Below are 3,015 nucleotides of genomic sequence, written 5' to 3'. Positions count from 1 at the left end.
GATAAAAAAGAAACGCCACCACCTGCTCCTCAAGTTGAAGCAACTCCGGTAGAAACAGCACCGGTAGAGTCACATGAAGAGAATGATGGTACTTCGATTAATGTTGGTTCAGATGGTATCGATATTAAAACCAAAGACGGTAAAAACCAAACTAAGGTAAAAGTTGAAGGCGGAGAAGCGAATTTAGAGATTAAAAAATAGCTTCCCTTTATTTGATATTATTTTAAGCCAACATATTTCTATGTTGGCTTTTTTTTTACCTAATTCATTATATATAAAAGATTTAAACATAATTTTTACAAACAATTAATTTTGATATTTCATTTTTTTATATTTTTATAGGAAAACATTTTATTCGACGTAAAACCCTCATTTGTTGTCATTATTACACAGTTTATTTTCTATTATAAAAAAGTAGCTTTGTATAATCAATAAACATTAAATCTAAAGAAAATGGCAAAAGTATCTATCTACCTTAATTTTCAAGGCAACACCGAAGAGGCCTTTACTTTTTACAAAAAAGTATTCAATACTGAATTTGTAGGCCCCATTATGTATAACAAAGACATTCCTGCACAAGATGGTATGCCAGCTTTTTCAGAAGAAGACAGCAAAAAAATCATGCATGTTTGTTTGCCTATTTTAGGCGGGATTCAAATCATGGGAACGGATATGTTAGAATCTATGGGACATCAATTAATTATTGGTAACAATACTACCATAAACTTAGAACCTGATACCAGAGAAGAAACAGAACATTTGTTTAAAGCACTTTCCGAAGGAGCTACAGATATACAACCTTTACAAGACATGTTTTGGGGAGATTATTGGGGGTGTTGCTTAGATCGTTTTGGCATTCGTTGGATGTTTAATCATCATGAGGATAAATAAAACAGAATGACACAATGGAATCCCTATCTCACTTTTGATGGCAATTGTAGAGAAGCAATGCTTTTTTACCAATATTCTTTGGGAGGGCAATTGCTTATGCAAACCGTTGGAGAAACTCCAATGGCTGAAAAACTTCCTCAAAACATTCAACATTTTATTTTGCATGCCAGCTTATCCGTAAACCATAACCTGCTTATGGGATCGGATTTGGTTTGTGATAAAGGATTAAATAAAGGGAATTCAGTTGCAATAGCATTGCATTGTTCGAGTGAAATAGAAATTAATAAGTACTATTCAAGTTTGTCTGCTAAAGGTCAAATTAACCAGCCTTTATCAGAAAGTCATTGGGGCACTTTGTTTGGAGACATAACAGATCAATTTGGTGTGCACTGGTTTCTATATTATGATAAAAAAAATTAAACAAATAAAAGTATGAAGGCATTATATCCTTGTCTTTGGTTTGATGGTCAAGCCAAAGCAGCAGCAGAATATTATTGTAGCATTTTCCCAAATTCAAAAATTACGAGCGAAAATCCTGTTGTAGTTCAATTTAAGTTAAACGGACAAAACTTTATGGGATTAAATGGAGGTCCTCAGTATCAATTTTCCCCTGCTAATTCTTATGTTATAGAATGTGAAACCCAAGAGGAGATTGATCATTACTGGGAAAAATTAGGAGATAATGGCAAACATGGATGTTGTGGCTGGCTAGACGATCAATATGGTGTTTCTTGGCAAATTATACCAGCAATTTTAGGTCAATTAATGGCTAATCAAGAAAAAGCGCCAAGAGTAATGAAAGCTTTTATGCAAATGACTAAATTTGATATAGAAACTTTAATGAATGCTTAAAAAATATAGTAACCGCTAAAAAATAAAAAAATGAAAACATCTCATATTTACCCTGGAGCACACTCACTGAACACCTACCTTACTGTTAAGGGATGTAATGAAGCTATTGTATTTTACAAAAAAGCTTTTGGCGCAACTGAAGTCGGAAGAATCACAATGCCTAATGGAGATATAGCCCATGCTGAAATTAAGATCGAAGGTTCTTTATTAATGCTTTCCGATGAAAATTTAGAATGGGGAAACAAAAGTCCACAAACTATCGGTGGGAACCCTGTTCTTTTAAATATCTATGTTGAAAATGTAGATGATAGCTATCAAAAAGCTATTGATGCGGGTGCTACTGCTGTTACTCCTGTAAAAGATGAATTTTATGGTGACAGAGTGGGACAAGTAATGGATCCTTTTGGTTATAAATGGATGATAAATACCCACATCAAATCGGTATCTTTTGATGAAATGCAAAAAATTTGTGATGAAATGTTTGGAGGTCAATAAGTGAAACTTTTAGTTCTATTTTTTTTACCATCCCACTAAAGTTTACAGTTTGTGAATACCTTTTGTCAAAGGTATTTAACAACAAACCAATACTAATAACCTATCTGAAAAAATAAAAAATGACAACAACAAAGAAAAATAAAATCATCTTTTGGACAGCTACCATTCTAATTTTTCTATTCGAAGGCGTAATGCCTGCTTTGACTTCTCAATCCGAAATGGCTAAAGAAGGAATCAAACATCTTGGTTACCCTGAATATTTTGGTAATGCTTTAGTCGTTTTCAAAATCTTAGGAGTTATTGCCTTAGTCGTTCCACAAATTCCTAAAAGATTAAAAGAATGGGCATATGCCGGTTTTATTTTCGACTTTCTATTTGCTTCCATCAGTCATTATGCGGTGGATGGATTGGATTTTCAAACCTTTTTTCCATTAATTGTATTGGCAGTATTGATGGTTTCTTATGTGTATTATCATAAAATCAATTCGGTCAATCTATAAACTTTTGTTTGATTGAAAAAAAAGAATCTAATTCACAATGATAGAAGTTTTTTGTACCAATATAACCACTCAAAATCAGGCGGCTTTTGTCATAAAAAAGCTGTCTGATTCGTTTTCCAATTGTAATTTTACCGTTGACTTAGACGATTGTGACAAAATTTTAAGAGTAGAAAACCATAAATATCCAATTGACTCAAATGAGATTATTGGTTTTGTTACTAATCTAAATATTGAAATTAAAGTTTTGGAAGATATTGTAATTACTAAACCATTTGAA

The 3,015-nt window shown here is 32.5% G+C and carries 6 protein-coding genes and 1 pseudogene; all 7 read left to right on the top strand.

Annotation, left to right across the window (positions count from 1 at the left end; genetic code table 11):
• Positions 1–201, top strand: a pseudogene (locus WBQ70_RS12990) (hypothetical protein); the annotation flags it as partial.
• A 252-nt stretch (positions 202–453) separates the two neighbouring features.
• Positions 454–891: a VOC family protein gene (locus WBQ70_RS12985; RefSeq protein WP_423914942.1), complete on the top strand. Its 438-nt coding sequence runs from the start codon at positions 454–456 to the stop codon at positions 889–891.
• 6 nt (positions 892–897) lie between these two features.
• Positions 898–1,311 (top strand): VOC family protein, encoded by a 414-nt coding sequence (locus WBQ70_RS12980; protein WP_423914941.1) that lies wholly within the window; start codon positions 898–900, stop codon positions 1,309–1,311.
• A 12-nt stretch (positions 1,312–1,323) separates the two neighbouring features.
• Positions 1,324–1,743 carry a VOC family protein gene (locus WBQ70_RS12975; RefSeq protein ID WP_423914939.1) on the top strand — a complete coding sequence of 140 codons (420 nt, stop codon included), beginning with the start codon at positions 1,324–1,326 and terminating at the stop codon, positions 1,741–1,743.
• A 30-nt stretch (positions 1,744–1,773) separates the two neighbouring features.
• Positions 1,774–2,238, top strand: a complete 465-nt coding sequence (locus WBQ70_RS12970; RefSeq protein ID WP_423914938.1) for a VOC family protein — start codon at positions 1,774–1,776, stop codon at positions 2,236–2,238.
• 119 nt (positions 2,239–2,357) lie between these two features.
• Positions 2,358–2,738, top strand: a complete 381-nt coding sequence (locus WBQ70_RS12965; RefSeq protein WP_423914936.1) for a DoxX family protein — start codon at positions 2,358–2,360, stop codon at positions 2,736–2,738.
• 37 nt (positions 2,739–2,775) lie between these two features.
• Positions 2,776–3,015, top strand: a 240-nt coding sequence (locus WBQ70_RS12960) for a hypothetical protein (protein WP_423914934.1), incomplete at its 3' end; no start/stop codon positions are given.

This window comes from Flavobacterium sp., from assembly GCF_049590715.1.
GTDB lineage: Bacteria > Bacteroidota > Bacteroidia > Flavobacteriales > Flavobacteriaceae > Flavobacterium.
Note: the sequence above shows the minus strand (reverse complement) of the source record. Positions and strands in the feature narration are given on the sequence as shown.